Raw genomic sequence first — 13,959 nt, 5'->3', positions numbered from 1 at the left:
GATGAATCAAAAAATAATCGCTGTGATAGCGGCGGGGAGCATGCTGTTCGGAGGCGCCGGCGTATATGCGGGAATGAACCTGCTGGAAGCCGAAAAGCCGGAAGCCGCAGCTGTTGCCGCAACGGCTCAAGCTGACTCTGATCGGGCTGCAGCTATGGATAAAATTGAAAAAGCATATGAATTGATTTCGAATGAATATGTAGAAAAGGTTGATAGAGAAAAGCTGCTTGAAGGAGCCATTCAAGGGATGCTGTCTACATTAAACGATCCTTATTCCGTCTATATGGACAAGCAGACGGCAAAGCAATTTTCTGATTCTCTTGATTCCTCTTTCGAAGGCATCGGGGCTGAGGTTGGAGTGGAAGAAGGCAAAATCATTATTGTATCTCCATTTAAACAATCTCCTGCGGAAAAAGCCGGGCTGAAGCCGAATGATGAAATCATCAGTATTGATGGAGAATCGATGGCGGGCAAGGATTTAAATGACGCTGTCTTAAAAATAAGAGGAAAGAAAGGTTCCAGCGTGTCAATAAAGATTCAGCGGCCCGGGACGAAGAAGCAATTGTCATTCCGCATTAAAAGAGCTGAAATTCCGCTTGAAACGGTGTTTGCTTCAGAGAAAAAAGTGCAAGGGCATTCTGTCGGGTATATTGCCATTTCTACTTTTTCTGAGCATACGGCGAAGGATTTTGCAAAAGCATTGGGCAAGCTTGAGAAAAAAGGAATTGAAGGCCTCGTGCTGGATGTTCGAGGAAACCCGGGAGGATATCTTCAAAGTGTTGAAGAGATTCTTAAGCATTTCATTACAAAGGATCAGCCGTACATTCAGATTGCTGAACGCAATGGAGATAGAAAACGTTATTTTTCAACATTGACCCATAAAAAAACATACCCTGTCAATGTCATCACAGATAAGGGGAGCGCCTCTGCTTCTGAAATTCTTGCAGGCGCATTAAAAGAAGCGGGGCATTATGATGTTGTAGGTGACACGTCGTTCGGAAAGGGAACTGTTCAACAAGCTGTACCGATGGGAGACGGCAGCAATATTAAATTGACGCTTTACAAGTGGCTGACGCCAAACGGGAATTGGATTCATAAGAAGGGTGTTAAGCCGACCATTGCGATAAAGCAGCCTGATTATTTCTCCGCAGGTCCATTGCAGCTAAAAGAGCCTCTTAAAGCTGATATGAACAATGAAGATGTGAAACATGCACAGGTTTTGCTGAAAGGACTCAGTTTTGATCCGGGTCGGGAAGACGGCTATTTCAGTAAAGAAATGAAAAAAGCGATTTTGGCCTTTCAGGATCAAAACAAGCTCGCAAAAACGGGTGTGATTGACAATCGCACCGCGGAGAAAATAAATCATTTAATTGAAATGAAAAAATCAGATGAAAAAAATGATTTGCAGCTTCAAACGGCGCTTAAATCATTATTTGTCAATTAAAGGAGATGGTGTTCCATCTCCTGTTTCTTTGTGCTTAATGAATAAATAATCCATAAGTCACATAAAAATTGAGTTTTTGACAAGATATTAAAAAATTTTTCACAAATAAACATTTATAAAGGACCGAGATTACCCGATATCAATATATGAGAGAGACTTTCTAACGAGAAAATATGCATTTAAAATGAAACTTTTGCAAGTTGCCTAGTCTTTGTTTACTTCATACAATATAAGAAGGTTCTAAAAAGAACAGTAATCAGGTTTATGGCAGCTGAACTACAGGTATTTAAAAGAGAAACGTTAGCGAGAATGCTTGTTAGCACTCCAGTACTGCTGCTTATACTGGCCCGTGCTTATCTGTACAAAGAAAATGGGGGTTCACAATTGAAGAGGGCAAGTATTGTGCGTGAAAAAAAATATTATGAATTAGTGGAACAATTAAAAGACAGAACACAAGACGTAACATTTTCAGCTACAAAAGCACTAAGTCTTCTTATGCTGTTTAGCAGGTACCTAGTGAATTACACAAATGTTGAATCGGTCAATGACATTAATGAAGAATGTGCCAAGCATTATTTTAATTACTTAATGAAAAACCATAAACGATTAGGAATCAATCTGACAGATATAAAGAGGTCGATGCACCTGATCAGCGGGTTATTGGACGTTGATGTAAACCATTATTTAAAGGATTTTTCACTATCGAATGTCACGCTGTGGATGACGCAAGAGAGATAAACCCTCCTGAGGATATCCAAGCCATTTAATATTTGATAGAATATGAGTAATATGTTTGGCTTGAGGCGGTGAAAGATAGTGTCTGTTCAATGGGGATTTGAACTGTTAAAAAGTGCGGGCCTGTTCTTTTTGCACCCGCTATTCTGGTTTTTTGTCATTGTAAGTCTGGCTTTCGGATATGTGAGGATCAAACGTGAGCGAAAAACCTTTCATACAAGAATAGCAGACATTTATGATGAACTGAAATTTACATATACAAAAGGGTTAATTCCCGGTATCCTTTTGTCTATTGTTTTAGGGGTACTCGGAATTTCTATTCCTCTCGGTATGCTTGCGATTATTGCCGTTATGACTGCAGCGGCAGCGCTCACTCTTCGCGCAAACTGGATGTCTGCTGCATATATCGTCAGTGTGAGTATGCTGATAGGTTTTGGACTGCAAGTGAATCAGGCTGAACCTTTTCTGGATCGGTTTCCGCAAGGCTTTGCGGTCATGTGGCCGGCCCTGGCGGTGTTTTTGGGTTTATTGGTTATCGCTGAAGGAGCGGTTGCATATCGTTCTGCCCATGTGAAAACATCACCGGGATTGGTCGTCAGCAGCCGCGGTTTGCCGATCGGTCAGCAGCTTGCAAACCGTATATGGCTTTTGCCGCTGTTTATTCTTGTACCTGGCAATGGATTAGAATCACACCTCAGCTGGTGGCCTGTGTTTTCTGTTCCCGGAGGGTCATTCCATTTTCTGTGGATACCTTACTTTGTCGGATTCGGCCAAAGGGTGCAGGGTTCCCTTCCTGAAACCAGTATAAGAATCACAGCGAAGCGAGTCTGTATACTCGGGCTTATTGTCTCTGCTCTCGGTGCTGCGAGTTTGCTGTGGACGCCGCTTGCGGGTGCAACTGTCTGTGCGGCTGTATTAGGACGTATTTTTCTGTCCGTGAAGCAAAGGGTAAACGACAATGCAGCACCGTTTTATTTCTCCAAGCGTGATCAAGGCTTAATGGTGCTTGGCATTATACCAAATACACCGGCTGAAGATTTGGAATTAAAAATCGGAGAAATTATTACGAAAGTCAACGGCGTGCCCGTTAAGCACGTATCAGATTTTTATGAAGCGCTCCAGCGCAACCGTGCGTATGTGAAGCTTGAAATTATCGGTCTGAACGGGGAGATTCGCTTTGATCAGCGTGCGTCTTATGAGGGAGAACATCATGAATTGGGCATTCTGTTCGTAAAGGATGACCGTGAAGATGAAGCAGCCGCTTTGCCTGGATCATAAAAAACAGCCCGGCACCACATATTTTGTGTGGCGCCGGGCTGTTTTGTTTTAGGCTGAATTTTGTTCCATGCGTGCTGTTTCGTCAGATTTGATGCCTAACGAAACAAAAACACCAATGATGGATACCGCGAAGAGAATAATAAATAACGTGTGATACCCAGAAATCAGGCCAATTAAGGCTGACGAAATAATGCTTCCGAAATAACGGAAGGTCGAGAAAATACCGGAAGCCACTCCGGACATCGTGGGCTCTACTGTGGCAAGGGATGACACCTGCATGCTGGTCAGTCCGACTCCGGATGCGAGCCCTCCGAGAATAAGAGAGATCATCAGGAAGAAAACGGAATGGGAGCTGCTCAAGAGCAAAAATAACAAATTGGCTCCGGCCATCATCGCAAATGAGAGAAATATGATTTTTTTCGCACCCCATTTATGATGGAGCTGAGCGCCTGCCCAATTGCTCGCCGACATAAATATCGAAAAGACGGAAAGCGCCATGCCGCTGTTAGACGTATTAAGCCCAAACTGGTTTGTCATGAATAACGGCATAATCAATAAGACGGCATACATCATTAGATTGCTTAACAAGACGGATAGATTGGCATTTGTAAAGGTTGAGCTTTTAAACAGCGCAAAATCAATGATTGGGTGCTGTGTGCGTTTTTCCCGTCTGAAAAAAAGCGGGACAAAAAGCAGTATCAATATGCTGTATAATGCATAGCCCCATGAAGACTCATTTTTCGTCAGCAGGATAATCGAAACGATGCTGCCTGCCAGCAAGAGAGAGCCGATGATATCCAGCGGCGCCTCTGATTTGTTTTCTTTATATTGAGGAAACATGGTCAATGCTGTAAATAAAGCAATGGCGAGAAACGGGATGTTGACCCAAAAAATCGAATGCCAGCTGAAGCTGTCAATCAAAAGAGAGCCGATAAACGGCCCGAGAGCGGCGCCCAGACCCGCGCCGAGCCCGAAATAGCCAAACACTTTCGGAAGGCGTTTCTCTGATACAACGTGCCGGATAATGGCAATGCTGTTTGGCGTGAGCAGTGCCCCGCCGACAGCCTGCAAAGCCCGAAATACAATTAACAAAAACAGGCTCGGCGATAGAGCGCAGCCTAATGAAGCAATCAGAAACAGGCCGACGCCCCATAAATACATGGTTTTGTTGCCGTACATGTCACCGAGTTTTCCGGCTATTGGCTGTGTGACGGCCATGACGATTAAATAAACGGTAACCACCCAAGTGATGCTTGCGATGGATTCGTTATACGTATGTGATATAGATGAAAGCGCGACTGCGATCATCGTTGAGTTAATGGGAACCAGGATGGCCCCCAATAAAAGTGAGACGATCAGCGCCCATTCTTTTTTTGAGCTCATTGGGATCCTCCTTTTGTTTTGCCAAGGAGCTAACGGGCAGTAATTCCTTTGACGAATACAGCTGTACTATGCTCCAGCATTTTTTCCTGGGGCATTGTAATCACTCTGTCTCCTAAATGAAGACGGTGTACAAAGTAACCGAAAATCATCGAAATAAATACATCGGCATGTTCCGATTCATCTCCTGTCTGGATAGCCCCTTTCTCACCCATGCTTGTGAGATAATCAACTAAAAGCTGTTTCATAGATTGGGGATATTCAGTCACATGGTTGATGACATCCTGAAACATGGCCGGTTCACGAAAGCTGATTTTAATTATATCTTTTCTTTGTTCAAGCTCTTCCAGCAGACAGGTTCCGATATGCAGCAGGTCTTTATACAAATCTCCCTCTGTTTGCTCAAAGATGCGATTTCGATTTGCAGAATGCTGAGAAAGCAGAGCCTCGACAAGCCCCTGTTTGTTTTTAAAATTCCTGAAAATCGTCGCTTCACTTACATTTGCTTTTTCTGCAATTTCTTTTGTCGTCGTTGCACGATATCCTTTTTTGACGAGCAGCTGCATGGCAGCGTCAAGGATTCTGCGGTTTGTCGGTCTCAATACATTTCACCTCACGAATATACTGGCAGGACAAGTATACACCTGCCCCGCTTGTATAATAAAGAGGGTGGGCGCATCAGGACCGGCTGACAACTGTGATTTTGCCGCTGTTTCCGTCTACAGTGACGATGTCTCCATCTCGAAGCCTTTCTGTCGCTGCACGTGTGCCGAGAACAGCGGGAATGCCGTATTCCCGTGCGATAATCGCTGCGTGAGACAAGATTCCTCCTGTGTCTGTAATAATGGCTTTGGCATCTTGAAACAGGCTGGTCCATAGCGGTGTCGTCATTTTGCAAACCAGGATGTCTCCAGGCGCGAATTGAGAAAACTCACTGGCATCCCGAATCAGTTTAACCGGCCCTGTTGCGATACCGCTTGATGCTGCAACTCCGAAAATATCATTCTCCGTGTTTTTTTCATCTTCTATGACAGCACCGACAATTTCTTCAGCCGCTTTCAGCTGCGCTTTTGTCGGTGTACCGAGATAAGCAGGCGCCTGTGCCAGCTCATACTCATGAAAGATTTGTCTCCGTTTTTCAGCCTTCTCTTGAAGGGATACGGGATGAAGGAGCGCGTTTTCCACCTCGTCATCATATAAGAACCAAAGGTCTTCTCGATCTCGGATCACACCGCTTTTTTCCAGCAATTCTCCTACCTTCAGCAAAAAGACTCTTGCCTTGGCATCCAGCATAGCATCAATGTAAAAATGATGATCATCCTTAATATTGGACGAATTCAGCGTCCATTGATAATAACGTTCAAATTCTTTCTGCAAAGCGGAATCCTCAATGCTTTGCAAGAATTCATTGTACAACTTCTCACGTTTTTCAATGGTCTTCTTAAATTCGTTGTCAAAATGATAGCCATTGCGGACGTAGTTTTGAATATGAGTCAATGCGTAATATGGATTCTCTGCCCAAGTCTGTTCAATCAGATCGTGGCTTTTTACAGATCTCCATCCGTATTCCTGTAAAAATTCATTAACTTTTTGCAGGAAACGTCTGCCCTCGTCGATTTGTTCTAATTTCTTCTGCAGCTGTTGCGGCTCGGTATGCTCAAAAATGGCTGTCAGACTCGGATTTTCTCGTACTTCAACGGAGAATTGCCATAGGCCGCGGTCTGTTTCCAACGATTTGTTCATGACTCCTGTCAGCATTTCATAAAAATGTGAGTTTTCAGCTTCACCCTGAATGTTTTGATACATTGCTTGCAGTTTGTTCGTCAACAGAATTTGCGGGAAAACGATATTGAAGTGTTCCTCATAGGCCGTGAGATAAAAGGCCTTTAGTTTTTTAAAGGCCTCCAGCGCACTTTCCGGAGTGTGTTCCGTTTGTGTGAGTTGGTCCAATGTCCGGTAAAACGGAAGGTACGTGTTATGAATGATGTCGTACATGCGCTCGGCCAATATCGGAAAAAGCTCTTCGGCACTGTCCTCAGGAGGCTGTTGTTGTCCGCCTTGATTTTTTGAATAAATATGTCCCCGGTAAACTTTTACTTCATCGACGATGACACCGATCGGGAACTGCTGCATACTTTTCTTTAAGCCGTATTCAAGTGCGGGCACAATAAAAGATGAAAATAGCGGACTGACCGGGCCTTCGATGTTGGACTCCATATTGAGCCAAAAATCATCCATATCCTCGCCGGTAATCATGAAGTTCCGTTCTTCCTCAGCCGCTTTTTTATCCTGTTCAATGGTGGTAATTGGCCGTGCCTGCAGAAGGTACAGTTTATGATCGGCGATCCCGAATTCTAAATCAACAGGATATCCGTATAGGGCTTCGGTTTTTTTTGTGATTTCAGTCAGCTCAATTACCTGTTCATCTGTAAGGCAAAAACGGCTGCGCATGTCTTCGCTCGTTTCTTTTTCGGCAATGCCTTCTGCTGCGGACTCCATGTAGATCTCTTTTAAACCCATTTCTTTCTGAATCTCAAATGAAGCTTTATGAACGATATACGTGTCAGGAGTGACGCTTCCTGATACGACCGCTTCTCCCAAGCCGTAGCTGGCGCTGATTAATAACTCTCTATCATCATGGGTAACGGGATTTTGGCTGAAAATCACACCCGATATGTCTGAATTGATCAGGCCCTGCACCACAACACCCATTAACGGCTCTGCGATTTGATTGTTCATTTTTTTCTTATAGCGGCTGACTCTGCCTGAGAAAAAGGAGGCCCAGCATTCTTTCACCTTATTCAGAAATTCTTCTTCTGTTTTTATATTTAAATAGGTTTCGTATTGGCCGGCGAATGAAGCGCCCTCTAAATCTTCTGAGGCTGATGAAGAGCGGACGGCCACGGAATGATATGATTCTCTCAGCTCGTAAAAGGAGCTCGTCAGCTCGTTCTTTAGCTCATCTGAAAATGCTCCGGCAATAATGGCATTTTCGATATTTTCGCTTGAATCATGAAGCTGATTATCCTCCATAAAACGGGCGAGAGCGTTCGTTTGAATGATAAACCCATCTGGAACAGGAAGTCCGTGTTTGGTCAGTTTGATCAGATTCATGCCTTTTGCTCCAGCCAGCTGACTGGATTCTTCAGCTTGGCGAAATAACACAGAGTACATGTTTAAAACCCCTCTTTCCTTAGTATTTTTCTCTCTATCTTTTATTTTTGGGAGCCAATGTTCAAAAAATGATAGTGAACACTATCACTCAATTGTAGGTTTAAAGGAAAATGCTGTCAAACGCAAAAAGCCCTAAATAAAATGAATATTTAAGTTAGTTAGATGATCATGAAAAATAAAACTGAAGCGGGTCTGCCTGCCTATTTTTTCGTATTCGCAAATCGTTTCACTGAGCTTTCAGATCACTGTTGGCCAAGCTTCCTTCATTAAACGAGACTTAATACCTATCTTTCTGCTGATTTGACAATCAGTACAGTTTCAGCTCTCATTCAGCCGCACTAAAATCAATTTTTCTTGACGGTGATCTATTATTTTATTAAACCGAACACATAAAATCATAATTGCTTGTTTATCCTGTAAATCAGCCAAATCTATTATTTTATTATGAACATTTATTCTGTCCGGGTTGAATAGGATTTGGGTCTTGCAAAAACTTGGACGAGGCATCTGTCTATCTATAAGAAGAGAGTTTTGCGGCAGGGCACGATGATTGAATTGAACTGAAAAAGGGTATGGTGTAGAAAGAGGGAACCATTGCACGATTGTCCGATTCTTCATTTTTTACTATAATCAAATCAGATGAAGAATCCCTGAGGAGGGTTTTTGTGATTACAAAAGCCGTTTTTGCATTATTTTTCCCTTTTATGCTTGTCGTCCTATTTACGAGAGTGACCTTTAACCATTACGTGGCGATCGCTCTTACAGCTGCACTGCTGTTTGCTTCTTATTTAAAAGGCTATACAGAAACGTATCTTATTGTGGGATTAGATGTTGTCTCTCTTGTGGCCGGCGGACTTTATATGGCCAAAAAAGCTGCTGAGAAAAAAGAAGAATAAACCGGACATAATGAATATAAAGATGAATTCCTGCTTTTACGTTTTAAAAGCAGGTTTTTTATACATGAAAATAGCTGGAAATAAAAAACCACCGAACTTTAGTTCGTATTTTTGGTGATTTTGCTTTCCATTGTGTTACTATATCTATAGGAAGATTTCGTTAAAGAAACGGAGGCTTATTTGTGAAAGATCGCTTTGAGTTAGTCTCAAAATACCAGCCCCAGGGAGATCAGCCGAAAGCCATTGAAAAGCTTGTCAAAGGCATTCAGGAGGGCAAGAAGCATCAGACTCTGCTGGGTGCAACAGGAACGGGCAAAACATTTACGGTGTCCAATTTGATTAAAGAAGTCAATAAGCCGACACTCGTCATTGCCCATAACAAAACCCTTGCCGGACAGCTTTACAGCGAGTTTAAGGAATTTTTTCCGAACAATGCTGTCGAGTATTTTGTCAGCTACTATGATTATTATCAGCCGGAGGCGTATGTGCCTCAAACGGATACATTTATAGAGAAAGATGCCAGCATTAATGATGAAATTGATAAACTCAGACACTCCGCTACATCGTCTCTGTTTGAACGGAGAGATGTGATTATCATTGCGAGTGTGTCTTGTATTTACGGTCTCGGTTCGCCTGAAGAATACCGTGAAATGGTTGTGTCATTGCGTCCTGAAATGGAAATTGAGCGCAACGAGCTGCTTAGAAAGCTTGTTGACATTCAATATGCCCGCAACGACATTGATTTTCAGCGCGGTACGTTTCGTGTGCGCGGAGATGTAGTGGAAATTTTCCCGGCATCCCGTGATGAACACTGTGTAAGGGTCGAGTTTTTTGGAGATGAAATTGAACGGATTAGGGAAGTGGATGCCCTGACCGGAGAAATTTTAGGCGACCGTGAACATATCGCGATTTTCCCGGCATCCCACTTCGTGACGCGGGCCGAAAAAATGGAAAAAGCGATTCAAAATATCGAGAAGGAGCTTGAGGAGCAGCTGAAGGTCATGCATGAAAGCGGCAAGCTTCTGGAAGCGCAGCGCTTAGAGCAGCGGACGAGATATGATCTTGAAATGATGCGGGAAATGGGCTTCTGCTCCGGCATTGAGAACTATTCAAGACATTTGACGCTTCGACCGCCGGGTTCAACGCCGTATACGCTTCTCGATTATTTTCCTGACGATTTTATGATAGTGGTGGATGAGTCGCACGTGACGATTCCTCAGGTGCGCGGCATGTTTAACGGAGACCAGGCGAGAAAGCAGGTGCTTGTTGATCACGGATTCCGTCTTCCGTCAGCGCTTGATAACCGCCCGCTCCGTTTTGAAGAATTTGAAAAGCATATGCACAATATCGTCTATGTGTCAGCAACACCAGGACCATATGAGATTGAGCATACCGATGAAATGATAGAGCAGATCATCCGTCCGACAGGGCTTCTTGACCCGCTTATTGACGTGCGGCCGATTGAAGGACAGATTGATGATTTAATCGGTGAAATTCAAGCGAGAGTTGAACGGAATGAACGGGTGCTTGTGACGACTTTGACGAAGAAGATGTCAGAGGACCTGACCGATTATTTAAAAGAAATCGGCATCAAGGTTAATTATCTGCATTCAGAAATTAAGACGCTTGAACGGATCGAAATTATTCGTGATTTGCGTCTCGGCAAGCATGATGTGCTCATTGGCATCAACCTCCTGAGAGAGGGGCTTGATATTCCGGAAGTATCCCTGGTTGCGATTTTAGATGCGGATAAGGAAGGCTTCCTGCGTTCGGAGCGTTCGCTTATTCAGACGATCGGACGGGCGGCGAGGAACGCGGAAGGCCGTGTCATCATGTACGCCGATAAAATGACGAAGTCTATGGAAATTGCAATTAATGAAACGAAACGCCGGCGCGAGCAGCAGGAGCGGTTTAACGAAGAACACGGCATTACGCCGCAAACGATTAATAAAGAAATTCGTGACGTGATTCGTGCGACTGTGGCTGCTGAGGACAAAGCGGAGTATAAAACAAAAGCTGCGCCGAAGCTGTCGAAAATGACGAAGAAAGAGCGTCAAAAAGTCGTCGAACAAATGGAGCACGAAATGAAGGAAGCCGCCAAGGCGCTTGATTTTGAAAGAGCCGCGGAGCTTCGCGATTTACTTTTAGAGTTAAAAGCGGAAGGATGATGAAAGAATGGCTATGGATCGGATTGAGGTGAAGGGAGCAAGGGCGCACAACCTGAAAAATATTGATGTAACCATTCCGAGAGATCAGCTTGTCGTTGTTACAGGACTGTCTGGGTCAGGGAAATCCTCCCTTGCCTTTGATACCATATATGCAGAAGGGCAGAGACGATATGTTGAGTCGTTATCCGCCTATGCCCGCCAGTTTTTAGGGCAAATGGATAAGCCTGATGTCGATGCGATTGAAGGGCTTTCTCCTGCCATCAGCATTGACCAGAAAACAACGAGTCGAAACCCGAGATCTACTGTCGGTACGGTAACGGAAATTTATGATTATCTGCGTCTTTTGTATGCGAGAGTAGGAAAGCCGCATTGCCCGGAGCACGGAATCGAAATCACGTCACAGACCATTGAGCAGATGGTGGACAGGATTTTGGAATATCCGGAGCGGACGAAGCTTCAGGTGCTGGCGCCGATTGTGTCCGGCAGAAAAGGCGCTCATGTAAAGGTGCTTGAGCAGATCAGAAAACAAGGCTATGTCAGAGTCAGAATTGACGGCGAGATGGCCGAGCTCTCTGATGAGATCGAATTAGAAAAGAATAAAAAACATTCAATCGAGGTTGTCATTGACCGGATTGTGGTAAAAGAAGGCGTAGCAGCCCGTCTGTCGGATTCATTGGAGACATCGCTTCGATTAGGTGAAGGGCGTGTCATGATTGATGTGATCGGTGAGGAAGAGCTGATGTTCAGTGAGCATCATGCCTGTCCGCATTGCGGATTTTCAATCGGTGAACTTGAGCCGCGGCTTTTTTCATTCAACAGCCCATTCGGAGCGTGTCCAACGTGTGACGGTCTAGGTATGAAGCTCGAAGTTGATGCAGATCTTGTCATTCCCAATCAAGATTTGTCGTTGAAAGAGAATGCAATTGCCCCTTGGACGCCGATCAGCTCACAATATTATCCGCAGCTTCTTGAAGCGGTCTGCACCCATTACGGCATTGATATGGATGTACCGGTAAAGGATCTGCCGAAGCATCAGCTGGATAAAGTCCTTTATGGAAGCGGAGATGACCTGATTTATTTCCGTTACGAAAATGATTTCGGGCAAATACGCGAAGGTGAAATCCAATTTGAAGGCGTATTGCGCAACATTGAAAGACGTTACAAGGAGACAGGCTCGGATTTCATCCGTGAGCAGATGGAGCAATATATGTCCCAAAAGGCTTGTCCGACTTGTAAAGGTTATCGGCTAAAGAAAGAGGCGCTTGCGGTACTGGTCGACGGACGTCACATCGGAAAAATTACCGAGCTGTCTGTCGGAAATGCCCTTGATTTCTTCAAAGACCTTACGCTTTCTGAAAAGGATATGAAGATTGCCGATCTGATTTTGCGGGAAATTGTGGAGCGTTTAAGCTTTCTGGACAAAGTCGGACTTGATTATCTGACACTGAGCCGGGCAGCGGGAACATTGTCCGGGGGAGAGGCGCAGCGGATCAGGCTGGCAACTCAAATCGGTTCGAGGTTATCCGGTGTGCTTTATATTTTAGATGAGCCATCAATTGGTCTGCACCAGCGTGATAACGACCGTTTAATCAGCGCGCTGAAAAACATGAGAGACCTGGGGAACACACTGATCGTCGTAGAACATGATGAGGATACGATGATGGCAGCCGATTATTTAATTGATATCGGCCCGGGTGCCGGCATCCACGGAGGACAAGTTATTTCCGCGGGAACTCCGGAAGAAGTCATGGCAGATCAAGATTCGTTAACAGGCAGTTACTTATCAGGGAAGAAATTTATCCCGCTGCCTCCCGAAAGAAGAAAACCGGACGGCCGCTATATTGAGATTAAAGGCGCTTCAGAAAACAATCTGAAAAAGGCAAATGCCAAGTTTCCGCTAGGGACGTTTACAGCGGTTACGGGTGTATCAGGATCGGGAAAAAGCACCCTCGTCAATGAAATACTTCACAAGGCATTAGCGCAAAAGCTTCATAAAGCAAAAGCGAAGCCAGGCAGCCATAAAGAAATCAAAGGCCTCGAACATTTAGACAAAGTCATTGATATTGATCAGGCGCCGATCGGAAGAACGCCGCGGTCAAATCCTGCGACATACACCGGTGTTTTTGATGATATTCGCGATGTATTCGCACAGACAAATGAAGCGAAAGTCCGCGGCTATAAAAAAGGCCGTTTCAGTTTTAACGTGAAGGGCGGACGATGCGAAGCCTGCCGCGGAGACGGGATTATAAAAATTGAAATGCACTTCCTTCCTGATGTATACGTGCCATGTGAAGTGTGCCACGGCAAACGCTACAACCGGGAAACACTTGAAGTGACATACAAAGGAAAAAGCATTTCTGATGTGCTTGATATGACGGTCGAAGATGCTCTTTCTTTCTTTGAAAATATCCCGAAAATTAAGCGCAAGCTCCAAACCCTGTACGATGTTGGTCTTGGTTATATTACGCTCGGCCAGCCTGCGACTACCTTGTCAGGCGGTGAAGCGCAGCGGGTGAAACTTGCATCTGAACTGCATAAACGCTCAACCGGCCGCACGCTGTATATTTTAGATGAACCGACAACAGGTCTGCATGTCGACGATATCGCCAGACTTCTTGTCGTGCTTCAGCGTCTGGTTGATAATGGGGATACAGTGCTTGTCATTGAGCATAATCTTGATATCATCAAGACGGCTGATTATATTGTTGATCTGGGGCCCGAAGGCGGAGCCGGAGGCGGCACCATTGTCGCGTCGGGAACACCGGAGGAAATCACTGAAGTGGAAGAGTCGTATACAGGGCGTTATTTGAAGCCTGTTATGGAGCGTGACAAAAAACGCATGAAGTCACTCTTGGAAGCGAAAGAAACTGCAACATCTTAAAAC

The 13,959-nt window shown here is 44.5% G+C and carries 9 protein-coding genes; 6 read left to right on the top strand and 3 right to left on the bottom strand.

What is annotated here, in order from left to right:
- Position 1: 1 nt before the first annotated feature.
- The 3 genes from NSS75_RS18925 to NSS75_RS18915 all read left to right on the top strand — a co-directional run bounded on the left by NSS75_RS18925 (position 2) and on the right by NSS75_RS18915 (position 3,457).
- A complete protein-coding gene (locus NSS75_RS18925) occupies positions 2 to 1,444 on the top strand; it encodes a S41 family peptidase (RefSeq protein WP_339234431.1) in 1,443 nt (480 codons plus the stop codon).
- Between the two features lie 384 nt (positions 1,445 to 1,828).
- Entirely contained in the window at positions 1,829 to 2,182 is a 354-nt protein-coding gene (gene swrA / locus NSS75_RS18920) for a swarming motility protein SwrAA (protein WP_015251121.1), read from the top strand.
- Positions 2,183 to 2,260: 78 nt separating this feature from the next.
- Entirely contained in the window at positions 2,261 to 3,457 is a 1,197-nt protein-coding gene (locus NSS75_RS18915) for a S1C family serine protease (RefSeq protein ID WP_216393904.1), read from the top strand.
- 48 nt (positions 3,458 to 3,505) lie between these two features.
- On the opposite strand, the gene NSS75_RS18910 is transcribed toward NSS75_RS18915, so the two are convergent.
- From NSS75_RS18910 to NSS75_RS18900, 3 genes are all read right to left on the bottom strand, one after another.
- A complete protein-coding gene (locus NSS75_RS18910) occupies positions 3,506 to 4,840 on the bottom strand; it encodes an MFS transporter (protein ID WP_106019631.1) in 1,335 nt (444 codons plus the stop codon).
- Between the two features lie 29 nt (positions 4,841 to 4,869).
- Complete coding sequence (locus NSS75_RS18905; protein WP_024123004.1) at positions 4,870 to 5,439, bottom strand: TetR/AcrR family transcriptional regulator; 570 nt, start codon at positions 5,437 to 5,439, stop codon at positions 4,870 to 4,872.
- A gap of 76 nt (positions 5,440 to 5,515) precedes the next feature.
- Entirely contained in the window at positions 5,516 to 8,011 is a 2,496-nt protein-coding gene (locus NSS75_RS18900; RefSeq protein WP_339234427.1) for a PEP/pyruvate-binding domain-containing protein, read from the bottom strand.
- Between the two features lie 665 nt (positions 8,012 to 8,676).
- On the opposite strand from NSS75_RS18900, the gene NSS75_RS18895 reads away from it, so the two are divergent.
- The 3 genes from NSS75_RS18895 to uvrA all read left to right on the top strand — a co-directional run bounded on the left by NSS75_RS18895 (position 8,677) and on the right by uvrA (position 13,956).
- Positions 8,677 to 8,907 carry a DUF2198 family protein gene (locus tag NSS75_RS18895; protein WP_010332040.1) on the top strand — a complete coding sequence of 77 codons (231 nt, stop codon included), beginning with the start codon at positions 8,677 to 8,679 and terminating at the stop codon, positions 8,905 to 8,907.
- A gap of 182 nt (positions 8,908 to 9,089) precedes the next feature.
- Positions 9,090 to 11,075: an excinuclease ABC subunit UvrB gene (uvrB, locus tag NSS75_RS18890; RefSeq protein ID WP_213418029.1), complete on the top strand. Its 1,986-nt coding sequence runs from the start codon at positions 9,090 to 9,092 to the stop codon at positions 11,073 to 11,075.
- 7 nt (positions 11,076 to 11,082) lie between these two features.
- Positions 11,083 to 13,956 (top strand): excinuclease ABC subunit UvrA, encoded by a 2,874-nt coding sequence (gene uvrA / locus NSS75_RS18885; protein WP_101859878.1) that lies wholly within the window; start codon positions 11,083 to 11,085, stop codon positions 13,954 to 13,956.
- The last annotated feature ends 3 nt before the right edge of the window (positions 13,957 to 13,959 follow it).

The sequence above is a fragment of the Bacillus sp. FSL K6-1012 genome (genome assembly GCF_037964915.1).
GTDB lineage: Bacteria > Bacillota > Bacilli > Bacillales > Bacillaceae > Bacillus > Bacillus halotolerans.
The sequence above is the reverse complement of the archived record's forward strand: the minus strand, read 5'-3'. Positions and strand labels throughout refer to the sequence as shown.

Excerpts from the sequence above, each read along its gene's own strand:
- NSS75_RS18925 (WP_339234431.1), top strand. The coding sequence starts at position 2 with ATGAATCAAAAAATAATCGCTGTGATAGCGGCGGGGAGCATGCTGTTC.
- NSS75_RS18910 (WP_106019631.1), bottom strand. The coding sequence starts at position 4,840 with ATGAGCTCAAAAAAAGAATGGGCGCTGATCGTCTCACTTTTATTGGGG.
- NSS75_RS18900 (WP_339234427.1), bottom strand. The coding sequence starts at position 8,011 with ATGTACTCTGTGTTATTTCGCCAAGCTGAAGAATCCAGTCAGCTGGCT.
- uvrA (WP_101859878.1), top strand. The coding sequence starts at position 11,083 with ATGGCTATGGATCGGATTGAGGTGAAGGGAGCAAGGGCGCACAACCTG.